16 protein-coding genes are annotated in these 21614 nt (G+C 45.7%); 13 read left to right on the top strand and 3 right to left on the bottom strand.

The window, feature by feature from the left end:
- Window positions 1–6: 6 nt before the first annotated feature.
- Window positions 7–2445, top strand: coding sequence for a response regulator (locus tag GKG43_RS11855; protein WP_055152882.1), 2439 nt, complete (start codon window positions 7–9; stop codon window positions 2443–2445).
- Here GKG43_RS11855 and GKG43_RS11850 read toward each other — a convergent pair.
- Window positions 2439–4694 carry an extracellular solute-binding protein gene (locus GKG43_RS11850; protein WP_050639186.1) on the bottom strand — a complete coding sequence of 752 codons (2256 nt, stop codon included), beginning with the start codon at window positions 4692–4694 and terminating at the stop codon, window positions 2439–2441. The genes GKG43_RS11855 and GKG43_RS11850 overlap by 7 nt on opposite strands.
- A gap of 154 nt (window positions 4695–4848) precedes the next feature.
- Between GKG43_RS11850 and GKG43_RS11845 the strand changes: the two genes are divergently transcribed.
- The 12 genes from GKG43_RS11845 to GKG43_RS11790 all read left to right on the top strand — a co-directional run bounded on the left by GKG43_RS11845 (window position 4849) and on the right by GKG43_RS11790 (window position 18245).
- Window positions 4849–5601, top strand: a complete 753-nt coding sequence (locus GKG43_RS11845; RefSeq protein ID WP_050639185.1) for an AraC family transcriptional regulator — start codon at window positions 4849–4851, stop codon at window positions 5599–5601.
- 131 nt (window positions 5602–5732) lie between these two features.
- Window positions 5733–7037 (top strand): hypothetical protein, encoded by a 1305-nt coding sequence (locus GKG43_RS11840; RefSeq protein ID WP_050639184.1) that lies wholly within the window; start codon window positions 5733–5735, stop codon window positions 7035–7037.
- Window positions 7038–7138: 101 nt separating this feature from the next.
- Window positions 7139–8200 carry a uroporphyrinogen decarboxylase family protein gene (locus GKG43_RS11835; RefSeq protein ID WP_050639183.1) on the top strand — a complete coding sequence of 354 codons (1062 nt, stop codon included), beginning with the start codon at window positions 7139–7141 and terminating at the stop codon, window positions 8198–8200.
- Window positions 8201–8315: 115 nt separating this feature from the next.
- Window positions 8316–8954, top strand: a complete 639-nt coding sequence (locus tag GKG43_RS11830; protein ID WP_050639182.1) for an SGNH/GDSL hydrolase family protein — start codon at window positions 8316–8318, stop codon at window positions 8952–8954.
- A 36-nt stretch (window positions 8955–8990) separates the two neighbouring features.
- Entirely contained in the window at window positions 8991–10472 is a 1482-nt protein-coding gene (locus GKG43_RS11825) for a peptidylprolyl isomerase (RefSeq protein ID WP_055152883.1), read from the top strand.
- A 23-nt stretch (window positions 10473–10495) separates the two neighbouring features.
- A complete protein-coding gene (locus tag GKG43_RS11820) occupies window positions 10496–12034 on the top strand; it encodes a sugar ABC transporter ATP-binding protein (RefSeq protein WP_070102397.1) in 1539 nt (512 codons plus the stop codon).
- Window positions 12019–13068, top strand: coding sequence for an ABC transporter permease (locus GKG43_RS11815; RefSeq protein ID WP_050639180.1), 1050 nt, complete (start codon window positions 12019–12021; stop codon window positions 13066–13068). The genes GKG43_RS11820 and GKG43_RS11815 overlap by 16 nt, the downstream gene beginning before the upstream one ends.
- On the top strand, window positions 13068–14093 hold the full coding sequence (locus GKG43_RS11810) for an ABC transporter permease (RefSeq protein WP_050639179.1): 1026 nt from the start codon (window positions 13068–13070) through the stop codon (window positions 14091–14093). The genes GKG43_RS11815 and GKG43_RS11810 overlap by 1 nt, the downstream gene beginning before the upstream one ends.
- 108 nt (window positions 14094–14201) lie before the next feature.
- Entirely contained in the window at window positions 14202–15443 is a 1242-nt protein-coding gene (locus GKG43_RS11805; protein ID WP_242857574.1) for a sugar ABC transporter substrate-binding protein, read from the top strand.
- Between the two features lie 90 nt (window positions 15444–15533).
- Window positions 15534–16571, top strand: a complete 1038-nt coding sequence (locus GKG43_RS11800) for a uroporphyrinogen decarboxylase family protein (RefSeq protein WP_055152887.1) — start codon at window positions 15534–15536, stop codon at window positions 16569–16571.
- Window positions 16572–16666: 95 nt separating this feature from the next.
- Window positions 16667–16990 carry an L-rhamnose mutarotase gene (locus GKG43_RS11795; RefSeq protein WP_025653827.1) on the top strand — a complete coding sequence of 108 codons (324 nt, stop codon included), beginning with the start codon at window positions 16667–16669 and terminating at the stop codon, window positions 16988–16990.
- Window positions 16991–17006: 16 nt separating this feature from the next.
- On the top strand, window positions 17007–18245 hold the full coding sequence (locus GKG43_RS11790) for a uroporphyrinogen decarboxylase family protein (RefSeq protein WP_129879125.1): 1239 nt from the start codon (window positions 17007–17009) through the stop codon (window positions 18243–18245).
- 654 nt (window positions 18246–18899) lie between these two features.
- Here GKG43_RS11790 and GKG43_RS11785 read toward each other — a convergent pair.
- Window positions 18900–20225, bottom strand: coding sequence for a PT domain-containing protein (locus GKG43_RS11785; RefSeq protein ID WP_055152892.1), 1326 nt, complete (start codon window positions 20223–20225; stop codon window positions 18900–18902).
- Entirely contained in the window at window positions 20183–21463 is a 1281-nt protein-coding gene (locus GKG43_RS11780; RefSeq protein ID WP_055152894.1) for a leucine-rich repeat domain-containing protein, read from the bottom strand. Before GKG43_RS11780 ends, GKG43_RS11785 begins: the two co-directional genes overlap by 43 nt.
- Between the last annotated feature and the right edge of the window lie 151 nt (window positions 21464–21614).

Here is a 21614-nt window from a genome sequence, read left to right as displayed (position 1 = left end):
AATGAAATGGAAGATGGAAATGAAAGGGAGGAAGAATATCTGCCGGAAATGGAAAATCCCCTGAAAGAGAATAAGTCAGAGGCAGAATACATCATGCTTATGAGTTCGCTGCAGGTGAGTGTCAGCAAACACCTGCTGGATGAATATTATACTATGGTATGGTCCAATGATTTTTATTATGACCTGATCGGTTATTCTAAAGAAGAGTATCAGGCAAGGTTCCGGAACAGACCGGATATCTATTATACGAGCCATCATTATGAGGATGAACTGAATAAGATCCGCGGGGCGGTAATGGAGGCGGCAGAGGCAGGGAAAGAAGGGTACAGTATTATTACCCGTATGCCGGTAAAAGGCGGCGGGCATAAGTGGGTGAGGATGAACGGCAGCTTTACAGAGGAAGTGCTTGACGGTATTCCGATTGCCTATACGGTCATCACCGACATCAACGATCTGATTGAAATGGAAAAGACACAGTCTATTACATATCATAACATCCCGGGATTTGCTGCAAAGTTTTTGGTGAAAACAGAGCGGGATGTGAAATTGTTAGAGGCGAATGATAAATTCCAGGAATTTTTCGGGATCGGAGAATTCGGGGATATGTCAGAACAGACTCTTAGGATGAATCTGGATATGAACAGAGATGTAATTTTGTCCCAGATGAGCCGTATAAAAAAAGGAGAACATGTACATTTTCTGGCAAAGATGCTGAATAAGGACGGCCAGACTGCCTGGATGCAGATTAATGGGGATTGTGTGGACTGGATTGGCGGCTTTCCCGTATATCTGCTTATTTACATTGATGTCACGGACGTAAAAGAGCTGCGTGAGATGCAGAAAGAACTGAAAGCCCAGGCTCAGCAGCTCAGTGATGCTCTGTGCTCTGCTGAAAACGCAAACCGGGCAAAATCAGATTTTCTCTCCAGAATGTCTCATGAGATCAGGACTCCGATGAATGCAATTATCGGGATGACAACAATTGCAGCGGCGCATATAGAAGAGAGAGAAAGAATACAAGACTGCCTTGCTAAAATCAGTTTTTCCTCAAAGCATCTGCTTTCCCTGATCAATGACATACTGGATATGTCTAAAATTGAAGACGGAAGGCTTTCGGTCTCCCATGAAAAGTTTGATCTCGGGCGTCTCCTGGAGTCAGTGACTGCGATCATTCATCCGCAGGCGGTCGACAGGGGCCTTGAATTCGATGAATCCATACAGGGAGTGATGGATGAGGAGCTGATCGGAGATTCTATGCGTGTAAATCAGATTTTGCTCAATCTTTTATCAAATGCGCTAAAGTTTACGCCTGAGGGAGGTCATGTCAGGCTGGATGTCAGGCAGTTGTTTTCACAGAAGGGACGGATCAGGCTGAGGTTTACCGTATCCGATACGGGAACCGGTATGAGTGAAGGATTTCTACAACATCTGTACGAGCCTTTCGAACAGGAACGCAGGCAGGGATATTCCCATATGCAGGGAACCGGACTGGGAATGCCCATTACAAAGAACCTGGTTACAATTCTGGGGGGAACGATTGCGGTAAAAAGCAAGGTAAATGCGGGAACCACATTCACGGTGGAGCTGCCCTTTGACCTGGCAGATTCAGACAGTTCTTATGAGAAATATCCGGAGCTGGATACGCTGAAAGTGCTCATTGGCGATCACGATCAGGATGTCTGCCAGTATGCATCACTGCTTTTGCAGAAATTCGGAATTGACGCAAAATGGGTGACGGACAGCATGGAAATCGTGGAGGAAATTCGGCAGTCACACGAAGCCGGAGAGGATTATGACATTTGTTTTATTGATCTAAGGATGCCGGAGATCAGCGGCGTGGAAGTTGCCAGAAAAATCAGGTCTATTGTGGGCTATCATACACTGATTATTATTATCACCGCATATGATTATGGAGAGATAGAGGAGGAAGCACGGGAAGCAGGTGTGAACAAGTTTCTTGCGAAGCCGCTGTTTGCGTCGTCTCTTTACAACACATTGCTGGACATTACCGGAAAAGGCAAAGAAAAAGCGCCGGCAGATAATCCAGCGCAGGACTTTGATTTCAGTGGACGCAGGGTGCTACTTGCCGAGGACAACGCGCTGAATCAGGAGATTGCCGTGGAGATTCTGCAGATGACGGGCATCCATGTGGAGACAACCGCAGACGGAGCCCAGGCTCTGGAGGCTTTTGCTGAATCAACGGAGGGGTATTACGATGCCGTTCTGATGGACATTCAGATGCCGCTGATGGACGGATATGAGGCGGCCCGGGCGATCCGGTCCAGCACACATCCGCAGGCAGGCAAGGTTCCGATTATAGCCATGACTGCGAATGCGTTCCAGGAGGATGTTGCAAAATCCCAGGAAGCGGGGATGGACGCCCATATTGCGAAGCCCATCGAACCGGAGCTCCTGTACCGGACGCTTAAGAGGCACTTCTACTGAAACAGCTTCCGGATTCTGCTCTCCCCTTTTCGCAGGGCATCCTGCGGGGAAAGTTCTTTTTGATAAGCCTGGATACATACGTCCTGAAGGATCGTCTCTATCTCATACGGAGGAACGATCCTGTCGGGAGCCTGGAACGGATAGACCCGGTTCCGGGATTTCTCGATGCACTTTGTGTTCAGTCTCATCCAGGGATAAAGCCTTAAAATCTCCTGGTTCTCATAGGGGTAAAGTACGGTGGACTGCCCGTTTAAGGTCGTCATATAGTAGCTTGTTTTCTTCTGAGATATCCACTTAAAGTAGTTTGCTATTAGTTCTGTATGGCGGGTCGTCTTGCTGATGCCCATATGCCACCCTACATTAGCCGGAGTCTGACCGGGGAGCATGCTGTAATCGATTTTCGTTATAATATCCCCGTGCAGGCAGTCGTTAATCAGCGTTCCGTATTCTGTAAAGGAAAGAAGCATGGCGGTACGTCCGCTTCCAAAATCCTGGAAACTGGAATTGATGGAGGTGTTCGAAATGCCGTGTTCCGTAAAGCGGGCGGTATCCAGAAGACTCTGCAGTGCCTTGACATTCTGAGGCGTATCCAGTTTCAGGCGGCCGGCGCTGTCATACAGGCCGCCCCCGAAGCTCCAGAGACGTATCTGCAGCTCCAGGGCAAATTCTTCATTGACGCTGCCGATGACGGATGTTCCGTATAAAGTCGGCGAATAGGGGTTAAATTCTTTCGTAAAAAACTGTGCAATGCCGTTGAATTCTTTCCAGGTTTTGGGAGGACGCAGCGGCATATTGTACCTTGTTTCAAACTGGTTCTGGATGGACGGCTGTTCAAATAAATCCTTTCTGTAAAACAGGATATGGGATCCGCCCACGATAGGGAATCCGTAATACCGTCCCTTATAGCATGCATTGGACAGGTTCTTTGGAACAAGATGCCTAGAAAATACCTCGTTGGATGTAATCAGTTCGGTTATGTCTGTGAGTACATTTAAATTTACCAGATATGTAAGCCATGAGATATCATACATATATACATCATATCTGCTTTTTTCCCTGGCACTGTCTGCAACGATCGTTTCGATCAGTTCTCTGTAGCTTACAAAATCAAATTCTATCTTAACCTCATGCTGCCTCTCAAACTCTTTTGATACTGCATATAATGAGAGGATAGTTGGCATGGAGGTGGCAATAATGCGCAGTGTCCTCTTGGGAGCCTTTGGGATGTGGTAGGGAATGGGAGCCTTGGGAATCTTGATATGGCTTCCTATCACATTGTCTTTGAAGAGCATGAACTCCTTTTCAAAAAATGCCGACTCCTGAAGATTCTTCATGAGAACCTGAATGCTGCGGATGCCAAGCGTGTAAGCGGTACGGGACGTGTGCAGCAGGTTCGGCAGGTAGTTGCTCTCATTCCAGGATTCTTCTCCAAGAGTGATGATACAGGTATCTTTTGGTATTTTGATTGAACAGAGATTAAAGGCCTCAATCACCCCTTTAGCCAGTGGATGCGACGAAGTGATAATCGCCTGAGGCGGTTTTTCTACGATATTAAACATGGCCTTTCGGAAAGAGGATTCTTTTGTAAAGCGCGTCTCAATGATCTGATCGGCGTCAAATTCCAGTTCCAGGTCATCGTGGGCATCGGTAAATCCCCGGACACATTCACGTTCAGAAAAGTAATCACTGTGTCCGATCATGAGGTCAATATTGTGATATCCGTTTTCAATCAGCTTTTTCGTAAGATAGTAACAGGAATTGTAATTGTCAAATGCCAGAAAGTTTGCGTCTATATTATCGGGAAAATGATCGATAAATACGGTTGGAATGTTGTGCCTGACAATGCTGTTCTGAAAATAGTCTGCATTCTGGGGCTGGCATGTAATAAGAATGATACCGGCTACATTTCTGCCGATGAGCTGGTCTATGATCTTGCGCTCCAGTTTTGGCGTGTGATAAGAAAAGGATATATTTAACGTATAATCCATGTTCTCTGCGCTGGAGATGATTCCCTTCAGAATATCGGCATGGCAGGAGTCATCAATATCAGGGAATACAACTCCGATCTCTCTGGATGCCTCAGATTTGAGGCTCTTAGCGGATGCATTGGGAATATAGTTTAATTCTTCAATGATCTGCATGATCTTTGCCCGGGTAGCGGGTTTTACGGTTTTCGTATTATTAATACAGTTTGAGACGGTCGCAATCGAAACGCCCGCTTTTTCCGCAACATCTTTTAATGTTGCCATAAGAATCCCTCCTTGCTTTTCTCCAAATTTTATAATAATATTGTCATAAGTAAATAAAAAAGTCAAACGGAATTTAAGATAAAGTTAAACGTTTTAAAAATGAAGTTAACGGTTCAGGCAGGTATGGACTAACCTGTTACAAAGGAGGCGCACCGTGCATTTCGAGTTTAAGATTATACAAAATGAGTATACGTTGTGCCCTCCGGACTGGGGCATGACGGATGAATGCGCCGCATTTTACCGCATGTATTATGTCTGCGGGGGAAAGGCCTGGTTCCGGCAGGGGGAAAAGGAGGTGCAGCTGGAAAAGGGGTGTTTTTATGTACTACCCGTGATGCAGCCCTATTCTCTGCGGCATGACCTGGACGACCCGCTGGAAGTACTCTGGTTTCATGTGGAGATGGATATCTCCCTGGCTATGAATTTTACCTGCATTGAAATTCGTTCGGATGAAGAATTGTATTATCTGCTTCACAGCATTCGGCTCCTGCAGCGTGATCCCGCCTGTTTTCAGGACGTGTCCAGGCTGTTCGATATCTTTTTGAAGCGGATCAATGAGAGGCTGCCAATCTACCGCACGAGCAGCCGGCGCATGAAGCGTGTGCTGAAGTATATTGATGAGCACATTGCTGAGAATCCGGGGGTGCAGGAGCTGGCAGAGTGTGCGGGTATGGAACGGTCTTATTTTACAAGGCGGTTTAAAGAGATATTCGGCATGTGCCCGAGCCAGTTTATCTATACCAGGAAAATGAGTGTGGGAGCCCAGGCTCTGCTTGGGGGCAGGACAGTGAGTGAGGCTGCTGCCCTCTGCGGATACAGTGATTCCAAGACATTTTCCAGAGCATTTAAAAAATATATGGAAGTCACTCCCGGTGAATACAAAAAATGTCACATTGAGCAACCATAAAGCCACAACAGAGCGTTGTGGCTTTTTTCATGGAGTGTTAGGATGGAAAAAAGAGAGTAAAAATCTGGAAGAATCTGCAGGTCCCGGTTCTTTGGGAGCCTGCAGGTATATAGTAAAGGAGGAAAAAAAGTATGCTGCATGATCCGTCACACAAACCGGTGATTCCGGAGGAGAAAGAAATTATACTTACACAGAAGGACAAAGATATCTTAAAAACACTGGGAGAGAGGATTGCGGAGATCTCAGGCGATAAAAGAAATGAAGAGAATGCCAGAAACTGGACGCTTTTGAATGACAAAAAATCGGTAAAACCAATGGTATGGATCAATGAGATTCCATGGCATGAGATGAATGTAAACGATGAGCTGACCCTGAAGTGCACACATCCATGGGCGAGAAATCTGGAGGACACGCTGAAAAAGACAATTTTCCAGTGGAACCATTTCCCCGGAGATATGGTGGTGAACCCCTATATCGAATGTCCGCTGGCGATCCACTCCACGGATTTTGGTATTGTGGAAGACGTGGATGCCGCGTATACGGATCAGGAAAATGAGATCTATTCCAGGCATTTTAAGATTCAGATCCAGGAGCCGGAAGACATTGAAAAGATCAAGATGCCGGTGATCACCCATTATGAAAGGGCTACGCAGTATTCCTATGATGCAATGCAGGATGTATTTGCGGGAATAATCCCTGTCAAAAAGGTGGGGCAGACCCACATATGGTATACGCCGTGGGATTACCTGATCCGTTGGTGGGGCGTGCAGGAAGCGATTATGGATCTGGTCATGAGGCCGGATATGGTACATGACATCTATGAAAAAATGGTACAGGCATGGATGGTGGAGCTGGATCAGTTTGAAGAGCAGAACCTGTTATCACTGGACTGCAATAACACCCGGGTAGGTTCAGGCGGTTACGGGTATACAACCGAGCTTCCCGGTGAGGATTTTAATCCGGAACACATACTTGCAAAGAACATGTGGGGATGTTCCAATGCACAGATATTCTCAACCGTATCTCCTGAGATGCACTGGGAATTCGCAGTTGAACATGATTTGAAGTGGCTCAGGCGGTTTGGCCTTACCTATTACGGATGCTGTGAACCGCTGGACCTGAAGGTTTCCATGCTTAGAAAAATACCCAATCTGCGTAAGATATCCGTATCACCCTGGTGTAACAGTGAAAAGATCATTCGTGAGGTTGGGACGGACTATGTCATGAGCAGAAAGCCGAACCCGGCCATCGTTGCGGGCAATATGTTTGATGAGGCCCAGGCTGAGAAAGAAATCAGAGAGTTTATGGAGCTGACAGAGGGGCAGTGCCATGTGGAACTTATCTTCAAAGATATCTCAACCGTAAGACATGATCCACAGCGGCTGTTTAAATGGGAGAAGATTGCGATGCGTGTTGCAGGGGACTATGCAAAATGATTTAAACGTTTAAATTTAAAATTAAATTTAAATTGATTTTAAACTCCCTCAGAATTATAATGAGCTTAACAAGAAGAGGAACTCTGAGGGAGGGATATCAATTGAATAGTAAGGAGCGTGTGAGGGCAGCTTTTGAGCACAAGACTCCGGACCGTGTCCCTGCAACGATGCAGGCTGTTGAGACTGCATGGGAGAAGATGCAGCATTACTTTCAGGTTGAGACGGCAGATGAGGTTATGGATATCCTGGAGATTGACACAAGGGTAATGGATTTTCCACCATATATCGGGCCTAAGATACCGGATTTTGTTAACGCAAAAGGCGAGGTAGTGCATACACATCCTTTTGGACAGCAGTATGTGGAAAAATGGAACGGTGTGGAGTATAACAGCCATACCATCAAAAGGCCTCTTGAACATGTTGAGACAATGGAAGACCTCATGGCCTTCAGAAACTGGCCCAATCCCGATCACTTTGACTATGAGGCTGTGAAGCGTTTCTGCGGCCGGCATCAGGATAAAGCAATCCGGATCGGATGGCCTGGGCCTTATCAGGTATTTCTGGATCTGTATCCCGCGGAATCTTTCTATATGCTGATGGCGGAGGATCCGGGGATGGTAAAGGCAATGCTGAACCGTTACAGCCAGTTTTACATGGAGATGTATGAGAGGATGCTGGAAGCAGGGGATGGGGCGATTGACCTGATCCGGCCCTGTGATGATTATGGGACGCAGATCAGTCTGCTGTTCAGCCCAAAGATGTGGGATGAATACTTTGCGGAGAATACGAAAAAGCTGGTTCAGCTGGCACATAAATATAACTGTTTTTACTTGCAGCATTCCTGCGGGGCGGTCAGGAAGATCATTCCGAACCTGATTGCATGCGGGGTTGACGGACTGGAGCCAATTCAGAAGGTTAAGGGAATGGAAGTCGATTCATTAAAGCGGGAATACGGACACAAGCTCTGCTTTCAGGGCGGTGTGGACACACAGAACCTGCTGCCTTTCGGGTCACCGGAGGAGGTCAGGGCGGAGACGGAATACATCATCAGGACGATGAATGTGGATGGAGGATATATTCTGGGGCCGAGCCAGGATTTTGAGGGCGACGTTCCTGTGGAAAATATCATAGCTTTATATGAAGCAAGAAAGAAATTTATTTAACTAGTAAATAAGCCTCTGGCGGAGGGAGAGGCGAGCTTAGGTATTGTGCATGCCGAGCATGACGTGCGGCTCTCCGCCGGGGCATACTTGAAGTAATTAAGGAGGAAACAGCAGTATGAAAAAGAGAATACTTTGTTTCGGGGATTCCAACACCTGGGGAGCCGTTCCGGCTGAAGGGACCAGACACCCGGACGATGTCAGGTGGACAGGGATTCTGGCGGCTGAACTGGGAAATGAGTATCAGGTGATTGAAGAAGGATATAACGGAAGGACCACCGTTCACGATGATCCGGTTGAAAACAGACTTTCCGGCATCACTTATTTTGAGACCTGCCTGGATTCACAGTCTCCTCTTGACCTGATTATTCTGATGCTTGGGACGAACGATCTGAAGGCCAGATTCGGAGCGGACCCTTACACGATAGCATTCGGTTTCGGACGCTATCTGAATGCGGTGAAGACGGTGCCGATGGCAGGAAACAGACCGGAAGTACTTTTAGCATCTCCGCTCCTGATTGATCCGTCTTACAAGGATGTTCCACTATTCTTCGATATGTTCGGAGACGGCGCAGTTGAGCGTTCAGAAAAGTTTGCAGAAGCATATGAGGCATTTGCAAAAGAAAACGGAGTGCACTTTATAGACGCGTCCAAATACGGTAAGGCATCCGTCAGGGACGGGGTACATATGGAAGCGGAATACCACGAAAAACTGGGGAAAGCCTTTGCAGAAAAAGTAAAAGAGATCCTTGGATAACAGATAAAGAGGCCTTTGTGCTGATAAGAGGTGGCTATGAGCAGAAAAATCAACAACAGCGGGGGCACAAAGAAACAGGAACAGCAGGCAAAAAAGCAGCGCCAGAACAGGCAGATCACAATCTTTGCAGTAGTACTGGGAGTGCTGATCGTTATCGGAATCCTTGCAGCTTTATTTTTTCAGAGCGGTGCTCCGGTCAGAATCCTTCCTGCGGTCACGATAGACGGGAAAGGGTATAAGCTGAGTGAATTCAACTATTACTACTATGCTTATTATAATTCTTATCTGGATGAACACAGTGAGTTCAGAGAGTATATGTTTGATGACAGCACATCTCTGAAAGACCAGCCCTATGACGATGATCAGTCCTGGTTCGAATATTTTGAGGATCAGACCGTGGAGTCTATGTCCAGCGTTCTAAGGACGGCTGCTCTGGCAGAGAAAGAAGGATTTGAACTGAGCAGTGAGGCGCAGGAAGAGATCGATACTGCACTGGAAGACATAAAAAGCAGAGCTGATGATGCCGGAATCAGTACAGACAAGTATTTGGAAAATATATACGGCAGCAAAATGTCAGAAAAGCTCTACGGGAAGCATCTTACCTATTCCCATCTAGCGGCTGAATACAGTGACCAGATCAAGGCTGACTTTCGTTTCAGCGAAGATGAGATAAAAGCGTATTATGAGGAACACCTTCCGGAATATACTTTTGTCAATTATGAAAGGTTTTATGTGAAGGCCAGTGATATTGATACAGAGCCGACAGAGGAAGAAAAGCAGAATGCTTTTTCCATAGCACAGAAGATCTTCGACAAAGTAGAAAAGGGTGGGGATCTGAAGGAAGCCAGCAGTGAGTTTGAAGACTATGGAACCTATTATGCTTTTGACGATGCCTACTATGATCCGAACTTTTCCTATGGGGAATGGCTTTTTTCACCAGAACGAAAAGACGGCGATGCAAATGTGATTGATGATGGTTCCGGATACTATGTGATGGTGTTCCACAGCAGGAACGAGAGCAGCTATCCGACGGCTGATATTATAGACATCTGTTTTCCGGTGGATGCAGCATTGGAGGATGGCAGTTCAGAAGATTATGATGATAAAGTGAACCAGTTATATGAAGATTCCTGTGCAAAAGCGGAAGAGCTGCTGGAGACATGGGAAAAAGGAAACAAAACAGAGGAAAGCTTCGGGGCGCTTGCTTCAGAAAATGAATCTTTATCTGAGGCAGACGGAAATTTTGAAAATCTGACCAGAGATAATCTGGATGATGCAATTGATAAATGGGTGTTTGACGATGGGCGTAAGCCTGGAGACTGCAGTGTCATATACACGGAAGGCGGTTTTCATGTGGTTTATTACGCCGGCTCGGGTGCTGAGGCGTGGCAGGTAAAAGCGGAGGAAGATATGCGCACAGATGCTTATGAAGAATGGTATCAGAATCTGCTGGATACTGCCAAAGTAAAGCGTCACAGCTACGTTTTAGGGTTTGCCGGCGGTGAAATCAATAAATAGCAACACGAAAGGAGTTAATCAGCATGGGTAACGCATCAAAAAATGAAGCGTATGCACTGGATATGCGCAGCGTATCCAAGAGATTTCCCGGTACATTGGCTGTTGATAAGGTCGATTTCCGGGTGAGAGCGGGGGAAGTTCATGCCCTCATGGGGGAAAACGGAGCGGGTAAATCCACTTTGATGAAAATGCTTGCGGGTCTTTTCAATGATTATACCGGAGAGATCTACATCAATGGGGAGAAGCGAAATCTCCACACACCGAATCTTGCAAAAGAGTACGGGATAGGAATGGTGTACCAGGAGTTATCACTGGCACGGAGGATTTCTATTTATGAGAACCTTCTTGTTGGGCGCCTTCCCAAAAAGAACGCACTGTTCATTGACAAGAAGAAAGCAATCGAGGAAGCGAAGAAACTGCTAAGCCGGGTAGGTCTGGATGATCTGGATCCGACGCTGGATGTATCCGAGATCAGCCAGTGTGATGCACAGCTGGTTGAGATTGCAAAGGTGCTCGGTTCCGAACCGAAGATCCTGGTTATGGACGAGCCGACTTCCGCGCTGTCAAGCGAAGAAGTAAATAAGCTGTTTGAGATTGTAAGAAATCTTCAGAAACAGGGACTGGCAATCGTATATATTTCTCATCACTTAAGTGAAATCTTTGAGATTGCAGACATGGTTACGGTTATGAGAGATGGTAAGCTGGTTGATTCTTTCCCGATCTCCGAGACCAATACGGAACAGCTGGTAGAGTGCATGGTCGGTGAGCCTGTAAAGAGCTTCTATGCGGACCATAAGAGCATGGTTACCGATGAAGTGGTACTGAAAGTCGAAGATTTTACAAGATGGGGATTTTACCATCATGTGAACTTCGATCTCCACAAAGGGGAGGTTCTTGCTATTTGCGGACTTGCAGGTTCAGGACGTACCGAGATTGCAAGAGGACTGACAGGCGTTGACAAGGTTGACTGCGGAAAAGAATACATCCATGGAAAAGAGGTTCATTTCAAAGATCTTGGAGAAGCCATTAAGGGTGGAATCGGTTACCTGACAGAGGACAGAAAGGTCGTAGGCCTTGCACTTCCTCAGACGGTTGCAGACAATGTTACGTCATGTATTATTGACAGATGCGGCCCCGGCATTATCTATGACGGCAAGAAACAGTACGGCCTTATAGACGAAAAGATTAACGAGATGAGCGTTTATCCGGCAGACAGAGACAGACAGGTAAACAGCTTCTCCGGCGGTAACCAGCAGAAAGTCCTGATGGCAAAATGGCTGGCGGCAGATGTTGACATCCTGATCCTGGATGAACCTACCCGAGGCGTTGATGTCAATGCAAAACAGGTTATCCATGATGCGGTTAAGCGATTTGTTTCACAGGGCAATGCCTGTATCCTGCTTTCCAGTGACTTGCCGGAGGTTGTAGGACTTTGCGACCGCGCGGTAATCCTGAGAGAAGGCCATATTATCGGCGAGATTCCAAAAGAAGGTATCAATGAGAATTCACTGTTGATTGCAGCTAATGGGGAGGGTGAGTACGTATCATGTCAGAACAAATAAATAAAAATCCAAATCCAAGCGCGCCAAAAGTAGATACACGAAAAGAAGAAATCAACAAGTTCAGTCTTATATTCAATAAGCTAGGTATTTACGTTGTTGTAGTTGCGTTGATTATTATAGGTATGATTGTATCAAAGGGTACATTCTTCGCCGCCAGCAATATCCAGTCCATTCTGGAGGCGGTTGCGCTGATCGGTATGGTCAGTGCGGGACTTATTTTCATTACATATTCCGGCAATATGACCGATATGTCCATTCCGCTTACCATGGCTGTGGGCGGTATGATGACGGTGCAGACCATTAACTTCGGTTTCCCGGTTGCGATGCTGATCGGTATATTATCCGGTGTGATCATCGGTTTTATCAATGGTTTCATGATCGGTAAGCTCAGAGCCAACCCAATCATCTGGACATGGGGCTTCAACCTTCTGTTGTCCGGTATCGTACGTGTTGTATGGGAAGGAAAACAGCTCTATGCAGATAAAGTGGCAAAGGATACGGAATTTGCACAGAACGCTGCAAATACATTCTTCTCTATTGCCAGAACTTATATCGGAAAGTACATTTCCCTGATGGCGATCGTTATGATCGTAATCATGATCATCGCATGGTTTATTCACGCCAAGACAAAATTTGGCCAGAAACTGAAAATCATCGGTACGAACTATGAAGTAGCAAAATTCTCAGGTATCAATTGTGCAAAAACACTGATTACCGCTTATATCATCAACGGTGTCTGTGCATCCATCGGAGGTATCTTCTTCGCAGCACTGCGTAAGACAGCATCCTACGAAAACGGTACAGGATATGACTTCTCCTGTCTGACAGCCGTACTGTTGGGCGGATGCCTCTTAAACGGAGGTAAAGGTTCAGTAGTTGGAACATTTGGAGGTGTAATCGCCTACGGTATCCTTAACAACATCCTTTCATGGATCGGTCTTGGAACCTATGAGAAATATCTGGTACAGGGTCTTGTATTCCTGTTTATCGTATGGCTGAATACTTATTCTAACAGAAAGTTGGGTAGAGCATAATGAAAAATAAGAAATTTAAACTTAATGCAAATTTTATTAATGCAAACAGATCTTATCTTTTCCTGGCTCTGATATTGATTATTGGTCTTTTTGTAGATAACTTCTATACCATGTACAACATTAGTGCCGCTACAGGAAACGGAAGCCTTGTTATCTGGCTGGGCTTAGGATTTACAACATGTATGATTGCAGGACATATGGATCTGACGATCATGTATATGTCCACATTTGCAGCGCTGCTTTGTCTGGGACTGCACGACAAACCTGGTCTTCCGTGGGTTGTCTGCATCCTGATTGCAACACTGGTCGGAGTCTTAGTGGGATGCATTAACGGTTTCCTTGTTACGAAGCTGAAGATCCACTCCTTTATCGCAACACTGGGTATGCAGTTTGTATTGAAGGGATCCATGTACATTTACACAGGCGGTGAAGAACTGAGTATCGGAAAAGATTATGCATTCAGCGATGTCCTGAATGAAAACCTGGTTCCGTTCCTGCCGTTTTCAACATATTTTCTGATCACAACAATCGTTGTCTTTATTGTTATGATTGTTCTGCGCTACACAAGATTCGGGCGGAATGTATATATGATCGGCGGTAACCTGGAGACAGCATGGCTGGCAGGTATTAAGAGTGACCGTGTAACAACACTTGCATTTGTAATTTCTTCTGCAGCTTGTGCACTGGGTGGAGCGTTAAATGGTATCTACTCAGGAACAGCAGGTATTACAATGGGTGAGAAGGGAATCAGCCCCCTGATGATCGCGCTGACGGCAACCATTATCGGCGGTACTGCTATCAACGGAGGAAAAGGAAGCGTTGTGTGGACCTGGGTATCCCTGGTAGCCATTGCACTTCTGAAAGCTATTTTCAAGAAAACAGAGATACAGGTGCTTGTCATTGCAGCGATCCTGATCGGATGTATTGTATATGAGACTATCGCACTGTATAACAGAAACAAGACAGTAGGTACAAGGCCGAACCTGCATAAAGAGGCCATGAAGGAGCTGGGCAAGGCTTCATAGGCAAGATCTTTCTATCAGAATAATCGCAGGTTCAGCTTAACTCAGATTAGAAGCATGCGGGACATGTTTTTAATAAGAAACCCAAGGAAAATAAAAGGAGGAAGAAAAATGTTCAAAAAGTATGTAGCAGTATTGCTCAGCGGGCTTATGCTGGTAAGTGCAGTAAGCCTCACAGGTTGCGGAAGTGACTCCAAAGAATCTGATTCAAAAGCAGACACGAAAACAGAGGATTCCAGCGGCGGCGGGGATAACCTGGCAGAATCCAAAGACCTTTTAGCAAAAGCAATTGAGGAGCTCAAAACAACAGACAATCATCCACTGCTGGAAGAGGGAACCACATTCGATGTTCCGGAAGCAAAGGGCGATGCAGAAGAACTGGAAAAACTTGATGACAGCGACATAAACAAATGGCACTACTATGAGTACCTTGACTGGGATGATTCAAATGATGCAAAATTCCCGGAATCTCCGGCTGACGGACAGAAGGGTAAACACGTCATCGTAATCGTACACGGAGCTCATGCATGGACAACCTGCTATCAGGAAGCTTTTGAGGAAGCTTGTGAAGCAGTCGGCATGACATGTGATGTATACGATCCTAACTGGGATCAGTCTACACAGGACGGATATGTTGACCAGGCAATCAATGAGAGCCCGGATGCAATCGTAGTAATCCCGGTAAGTGCTGACCACGCCGGACAGCAGTTCAAGAAGATTACAAAAGCAGGCATCCCTGCATTCTGCAGCAACACACTTCCAGAGGCAGATGCCATGAACAATATTCTGGCTTACACAGGCCCGAACGACTGGTATCAGATGAGAAACCTGGCAAGCAAGCTTGGTGAAGAGCTTGGCGGAAAAGGCGGAGTTTGCTACATCACACACAATGTAGGAACATCACCATACTATGCACGTACATTCGGACCTATGTCCACATTAGCAGAAGAATATCCTGACATCAAATCTCTTGACGTACAGTCACCAGGATTTGAGGCTTCCGCTGTAAAACAGGTAGTATCTGACTGGATTACAAAATATGGCGACGACCTGAACGCAATCGTGCTTGCAGACGATTCTGACCAGGCAATCGGTGCAACAGAGGCTTGTAAGGCAGCAGGACGTGAAGATATCATCATTGTAGCAGCTGGTATCTCCAAACAGGGCGCAGAGCTGATCCAGAGCGGACAGCTGAAGTATGCAAGCTACCAGTCCTGCCAGGCAGATGCAGGTCTTGTAGTAAGAACAATGTCCGAGTACTTCAACGGCGAAGAAATTCCGAGAGTTGCTTACATCGGAACAGATATCATCAGTGCTGACAATGTAGAAGATTTCCTTCCATGCCAGTGGTAAGCAAGAGTTAGTAGATATGAAATAGCAGATAACGGTCGGGCGGAGGATGGTATATCAACCTCCGCCTGACCTGTGAAAGAGGAGAGGCAGATGAACAGTAAAGAACGTTTTTTGGCAACAGTTGAGAGAAAACCGGTAGACCGCCCGGCTGCATGGCTTGGCATGCCGGATATATTTTCACAGCCGGCATTATTTGAGTATTATGGCGTTAAAGACATGCATGAGTTAAAACTGGCGGTTGGAGATGATTTCTATGCAGTGGAAGTTCCGTACAAATCACCGACCGCAAGCGCGATCTATGCCGCATTTGACTGGTATATGGATGGCGATGTAGATGCGGAGGACCGGACCCTGACGGCAGACGGATGTTTTAAGGATGCCGAGGAGCTGGAAGATCTGGACTTCTTTGAATGGCCGGATCCCGAAAAATACATTGATCCCGAAGAGTGTTTACGCCGTGTCGAGGCAGCTCCGGAAGGAAAAGTGAGACTGGGAATCCTCTGGTCGGCTCATTTCCAGGATACCTGTGCCGCTTTTGGCATGGAGACTGCACTTATGAATATGATTGCAAATCCTGAAATTTATGAAGCAGTCAATGAAAAGGTCATGGAATTCTATCTGAAGGCAAATAAGATCTTTTTTGAAGCAACAAAGGGTAAACTGGATGCAGTCCTGATTGGAAACGATATGGGCAGCCAGAGAGGCCTCATGTTATCACCGGACATGGTACGCCAGTTTATTATCCCGGGATGCAAACGTCTTGTAGAGCAGGCACACAGCTACGGTGTAAAGGTAATCTATCATTCCTGCGGTTCTATCGTGGATGTAATTCCGGATCTGATTGGGGCGGGCGTGGATATTGTTCATCCAATCCAGGCGCTGGCAGCAGGAATGGAGCCAAGAGGGCTGAAAGAAAAATTTGGCGATCAGGTAGCTTTCTGCGGAGGCGTGGATACTCAGGATCTGCTCGTACATGGCAGCCCGGAAGATGTACGTAATAAAGTAAAAGAACTGCGCGAAATTTTCCCGACAGGATTGATTATTTCCCCAAGCCACGAGGCAATTATGCCGGATGTACCGCCGGAAAATATTCATGCGCTGTTTGAAGAAGCACAGAAGGTTTATTAAGAGATTAACTAATATACTTAGAAAGTATCCCGTAATATAAGCCCTTATGGGTGGGGCAGGACGCAGTATTATGTTTATCAATTGGAGGTGCAGCAATGCAGAGATATGGATCTATCATAGGAGTAAAAAAGGAAAAACTGGATGATTACAAATATCATCATGCACATATATGGCCTGAAATTAATGCAATGATCAAGGAATGCAATATTTCTAATTATTCCATTTACAATTTTGGGGAATTACTGTTCTCATATTATGAATATACAGGAGATGACTATAAAGCAGATATGGACAAAATGGCGGCAGACCCAAAGACACAGGAGTGGTGGGATCTGGTTATGCCTTTCCAGCAGCCGCTTGAGGAAAGAAAAGAAGGCGAATGGTGGGCTGAGATGGAAGAGGTCTATCATTTAGATTAAGGACGGAGGTCTTGGTATGAATTCAAGAGAGCGTGTGATGGCGGCAATTAACCATAAAGAACCGGATTATGTGCCGCTGGATCTGGGGGCAACGCCAAGTTCAGGAATCTCGGCGATTGCTTATAACAACCTGAAGAAGCACATGGGCATTACAGACGGGCATACCCGCATCTTTGACGTAGTACAGCAGGTAGTCATACCGGAGCGGAATATCATTGATGAATTCGGAGTGGATGTGATCGACATTGGAAGAGTATTCAATGAGAAAGACAGCGACTGGTATGATGTGACTCTGGCAGACGGCTCCACCGGTCAGTATCCGGTATGGTTTCAGCCCATTCGCCAGGAGAATGGAAACTACATTGTTGTGGACAAAGAAGGAACCCAGATTGCAAGAATGCCTGTTGGAGCAACCTTCTTCGATCAGACATATTTCCCGTATGTGGACGACTACCCGGAGGATTATTCTGACCTGGACCACCAGATGGGCAAAGTCCTGTGGAGCGCTCTCGTGCACAGTCCGTGGGATCACGCAGGGGAGAGAGGCTTCTACAGTGAACTGAGAAGGCGCACCCTGGAGTTGAGAGCCAGCACGGACAAGGCACTGATGATTACCTGCGGCTGCAATCTGTTCGAGTGGGGAACTTTCCTGCGCAGAATGGATAATTTCCTGATGGATATCTATGCAGACCCGGAAAATGTAAAAGAACTTGTGGATCAGCTGATGGAACGGCACCTGGCGACCTTAAGCTGTGTATGCGACGCTGTGGGTGACATTGTGGATATACTCAGATTTGGAGACGATCTGGGAATGGACACAGGGATGTTTATGTCCCAGGAGAAATACAGAACGCTGTTCAAGCCTTATCACACACAGCTTAATGATTATGTCCACAAGAACAGTAACATGAAGACATTTTTACACTCCTGCGGTTCCATATATCCAATCATTGGAGACCTGATTGATGCGGGATATGATGTACTCAATCCGGTACAGACAACAGCGTACCAGATGGACCCTGCGACTTTGAAAAAAGAATTCGGAAATGATATTACTTTCTGGGGCGGCGGATGCAATACAAGATCCGTATTAAACAGGTCTACACCACAGGAAGTATATGACTATACAAGAAAAATGATCGATATCTTCGGACCGGGCGGCGGATTTGTGTTCAATCAGGAACATAATATCATGCCGGATGTACCGGCGGAGAATCTGCTTGCTATGTATAAGGCTGTGGCGGATAGCAGGTAGGGGGGCGCCTGTCAGGGGCGGGACTTCTGCCGCGGGCGGGGAAACTTTCCTGTCCCTTTCTGCGGGCGGTCCGTTTGCCAAGTTTCACTAGATAAAAAACACATCGGATTGGAAGTCATCGCCGGCATTCACCGTGCAATTCTGATGAATTGCGCGGCTCAGGCCGGCTTAAAATCTGCTTCGGAAGCAGATTTTAGCCTTCCAATCCGATGTGTTTTTTATCTAGTGAAACTACGGCGCACTCTATGCCTGCAGAAAGGGACAGGAAAGTTTCCCCGCCCGCGGCAGAAGTCCCGCCCCTGACAGGCTGGGTGCACCCGGAGGGGAGGGCGGCGGCGCGGGAGAATGGCCGGACGGGAAAATTATGCATAGTATTTCCGTTTGCTCTGCCGCTGCCTATAACTACTAATATATTTTTCATATTCACCTCTTGAGATTTTTAAGGATATTATAACATGATTTTAAGACCGGATTTATGAAGAATTCAGAAAAAACAGAAACAGGGCTATGAACTGGATAATGATGTTCTCAGGCTAACGATGACTGGAGGAGGGAAGAAAGGGCGGCAGATTATACAGTATTGTCTGTTAACAGCTTAACAGGTACAATCTGCCGCCCTTTGTTGCAAATTATTTACAATGTAATTTTTTGTGCTTAGTTACTTGATTTTCTTTTCCTGAAGGCATATACACATAAGGTACCGCCGGACAGTGCCAGCAGGCTGATTAAGAGTGCTGGATTTGATGTGTCGCCAGTTACAGGGGTGCTGGATTTCGCTTTTGTCTTGTCGGCGGGTTTATTTGTTGGTTTGTCATTTGGTTTATCAGTTGGCTTGTTATTTGGTTTATCATTTGGTTTGTCATTTGGGTTATCAGTCGGTTTGTCATTTGGGTTATCAGTCGGTTTGTCTCCTGGCTTCTGCTCTTCCTTCTTGGCGATAGTAAATTTCACTACGGTGTCCAGGCCGGTGTAATTTGCAGTTGCTTCAACCTTGGCTTTCATATACCAGGTACCTGCATTTTCCGGCATTGTATCAGTGAACAGACCATCTTTAGCATTACTGTAGGAAAAGACTGTATTTCCATACTTAGCTTTTGCAGAAGGCGTATTTGCTGGTTCTCCATCGGTCCAGCCAATCAGGGCAGGGGCTTCCAGCCATTCATTAGCTGCCTGTGAAATATGAAATTCTTTTACATCTTCTAAACCTGTATAATTTTCTGTTTCCTTTACAATAGCTTTTACATACCAGGTTCCTGCATTTACAGGCGCTGTGCTGGTATATACTCCATCCTGTACATTGCTGTAAGTAAAGGTTACATCTCCGAACTTTGCTGCTGCGGCCGGGATACCTGCTGTTTCATTATAGGTCCGGTCACCAAGGGAGAGCGGTGTTGTCCACTCATTAGCTGCCTTTGTTATTACAAATTCTGATGCCTCCAGACCTGCCTGATTAAAATAATCGTCTTCTTCTACGGTTACCGTAATTGCATATCTCCCAACATCTTTTGGTATGTCGGAGCAGGGTTCCCAGTCAGCTCCATTCCATTTGAAATAAGAAGCAGTCACTTTCCCCTTGCTTCCTTCAACACGGATCTCTGGGTTCACAGGATTGCCGGTATAGTCCCTATTAAGATCATTATCAATATAAATATAACTGTCAGATTTAAGAACATTAAGAGTCAGGGTTACATTTAATTTCGCATCCGTCCCATCAGAGTAAGAACCACAGTTATATTCATAGATTAATGGTTCACCGTCTTTATAACCTGTGACATCACTTCCGTTCAGGGTGCCTCCGTCTGTTATATGAACTTTGCCGGGATCAATTCCGGGAAATGCGTTAGTAATATCAAAGCTTGGACCCGTAACATCCAGGGATAGATTCGTATTGCCAGGCTTTGTAGAATATGAGTCGAAGGCTCTATTTTCGCCGATATTTAACCATGCAAGATTGCATCGGCTGAAACGCAAAAGGTCCATATTTGCGACGTTGCTGACATCAAGACCGCGAATCCCGTATTGCTGCATTCCAGTGTATTTAAATATGTTGAGCCATTGACATCCAGATCTGTTAAATCTTTGTTGTTATCGCAATAGATGACACTTAAAGAATTTTTTGCATCACCTAAGATCAATTCTGATAAATTAGCGTTATCACAATATAAACTCACCAGATTGTTATTCCCGCTGACATCCAGGCGTCCAATTTTTGTGTCTCCGCAATCCAGATAGCTTAGAGCGCTTGCACCGTTTACGGTCAGTGAGGCCAGATTTGCACTCTCCATACACTTTAATTCAGTCAGATTGTGATTTTCGCTGACATCTAAACTGCTGATTCCTGTTTTCGAGCAGTCTATTTGTTTTAATGAAGAAGCACCCTTTACAATCAAGGATCCCAGACTGCTATTGTTCTGGCAGACCAATGTTTCTAAATTTGGATTCTCGCTGACATCGATGCTGGCGATATTGGTATCATTGCATTTCAAAAATGTTAAAGCTCCGGCCCCCTTCACGATTAATGAGGCGAGATCACTGTTGTCGTGACACTGTATCTCCGCCAGATTGGGGTTGCCGCTGACATCCAGAACTTTTATCTTTGTGCCCCAGCAGCCTAATTTCTTTAAGTTCTTTAAGTAGCCTATTCCTGTCAAGTCGGATATCTCTTGACGAGCAACATTCACCTCTTCAATTGCATCAATTTCAGCAGCTGATAATATGTCATCATCATTTGTATCTATCGTGTAGCCCCCCAGATATTCCCGAAACTTCGGATCTGGGAAATTAGTATTATTAATTATGACATCACCTTCATTGAGCAGCTTAGGTATCACTATTGTATAAGGAAAAGAATACTCACCAGAAATACCCGTGGGTGATGACGGATCAGAAAGCTTGAAGTAAACCGTAAAATCCATAGAACCCTGGGCATCAGTTGTTGCTTTTTTCCTGGTAAGAAAATTCACATTAGTTAGCTTCATTTGACCAGTAACTACAAATTTTTTTCTTAGAATTTCTTCTATGTTTTGTCTCCAACCTTCATCGGTGTCACTATTGTCCACAACTACATCAGCGAGAGTTTCTCTGAGTACGCGCTCTGCCTCAGTTGGGTCAGTAATAACCGGGTCCTCCGCTTTTAATGTCTTTACTGGTGCCATTGTCAGTACCAGCCCTAAGATCAGCAGGCAGGTACAGGTTTTCTTCCATAATTGTTTTATCATCTCTCATACTCCTTTCTATGTACACCCTCTCTACTCCAATTTAGCAAAAAAAATTTTAAAAACAATGGTATGGCTGAAATTTGCATTTTTTGGCAGGAAATTACATTGTTTGGAGGTTCTTTATCATGTAAAATAGAGTAGATAAAACATT

It is taken from the genome of Eubacterium sp. BIOML-A2, from assembly GCF_009680135.1.
GTDB classification, from domain to species: domain Bacteria; phylum Bacillota; class Clostridia; order Lachnospirales; family Lachnospiraceae; genus Faecalicatena; species Faecalicatena contortus_B.
Note: the sequence above shows the minus strand (reverse complement) of the source record. Positions and strands in the feature narration are given on the sequence as shown.

Bases quoted from the DNA above. Each gene is read 5' to 3' on its own strand.
- GKG43_RS11855 (WP_055152882.1), top strand. From the start codon at position 7: ATGGAAGATGGAAATGAAAGGGAGGAAGAATATCTGCCGGAAATGGAA.
- GKG43_RS11850 (WP_050639186.1), bottom strand. From the start codon at position 4,694: ATGGCAACATTAAAAGATGTTGCGGAAAAAGCGGGCGTTTCGATTGCG.
- GKG43_RS11840 (WP_050639184.1), top strand. From the start codon at position 5,733: ATGCTGCATGATCCGTCACACAAACCGGTGATTCCGGAGGAGAAAGAA.
- GKG43_RS11830 (WP_050639182.1), top strand. From the start codon at position 8,316: ATGAAAAAGAGAATACTTTGTTTCGGGGATTCCAACACCTGGGGAGCC.
- GKG43_RS11825 (WP_055152883.1), top strand. From the start codon at position 8,991: ATGAGCAGAAAAATCAACAACAGCGGGGGCACAAAGAAACAGGAACAG.
- GKG43_RS11820 (WP_070102397.1), top strand. From the start codon at position 10,496: ATGGGTAACGCATCAAAAAATGAAGCGTATGCACTGGATATGCGCAGC.
- GKG43_RS11815 (WP_050639180.1), top strand. From the start codon at position 12,019: ATGTCAGAACAAATAAATAAAAATCCAAATCCAAGCGCGCCAAAAGTA.
- GKG43_RS11810 (WP_050639179.1), top strand. From the start codon at position 13,068: ATGAAAAATAAGAAATTTAAACTTAATGCAAATTTTATTAATGCAAAC.
- GKG43_RS11805 (WP_242857574.1), top strand. From the start codon at position 14,202: ATGTTCAAAAAGTATGTAGCAGTATTGCTCAGCGGGCTTATGCTGGTA.
- GKG43_RS11800 (WP_055152887.1), top strand. From the start codon at position 15,534: ATGAACAGTAAAGAACGTTTTTTGGCAACAGTTGAGAGAAAACCGGTA.
- GKG43_RS11795 (WP_025653827.1), top strand. From the start codon at position 16,667: ATGCAGAGATATGGATCTATCATAGGAGTAAAAAAGGAAAAACTGGAT.
- GKG43_RS11790 (WP_129879125.1), top strand. From the start codon at position 17,007: ATGAATTCAAGAGAGCGTGTGATGGCGGCAATTAACCATAAAGAACCG.
- GKG43_RS11785 (WP_055152892.1), bottom strand. From the start codon at position 20,225: ATGGACCTTTTGCGTTTCAGCCGATGCAATCTTGCATGGTTAAATATC.
- GKG43_RS11780 (WP_055152894.1), bottom strand. From the start codon at position 21,463: ATGATAAAACAATTATGGAAGAAAACCTGTACCTGCCTGCTGATCTTA.